Source organism: Puniceispirillum sp. (SeqCode), assembly GCF_965657105.1.
GTDB lineage: Bacteria > Pseudomonadota > Alphaproteobacteria > Puniceispirillales > Puniceispirillaceae > Puniceispirillum.
On sequence record NZ_CBFHNB010000027.1, the window covers coordinates 24,982 to 25,255 of the forward strand.

Consider the following 274-nt stretch of genomic DNA (forward strand, 5'->3'; position numbering starts at 1 on the left):
TATACCGGCCTGCGGTTCAGCGTTATGGATGAGGATAGTAACTTCATCGATTCGCCAACGGTGAATGATGGCCGGTTCGAGTTGCGGCAAGTTGGTCAGGAATGGCGGCTGTTTGTGAAGGCTGGCCAAAAGTTCAATGCGAATGAGACAATCACCCTGAATATCACCGCTATCGACACCACCGGACATCGTGATATTGAGACTGTCAGCCTCACCGTCGCGCCCGCACCGCCGCCGTTGGTCATTGCCTCGCCGGGTTTCACGTCCCAACCTA

General features: G+C 55.1%; 1 protein-coding gene. It reads left to right on the forward strand.

The window, feature by feature from the left end:
- Positions 1 to 274: hypothetical protein (locus ACTF7Q_RS05415; protein WP_438996838.1), on the forward strand; the 274-nt coding region annotated here is incomplete at both ends.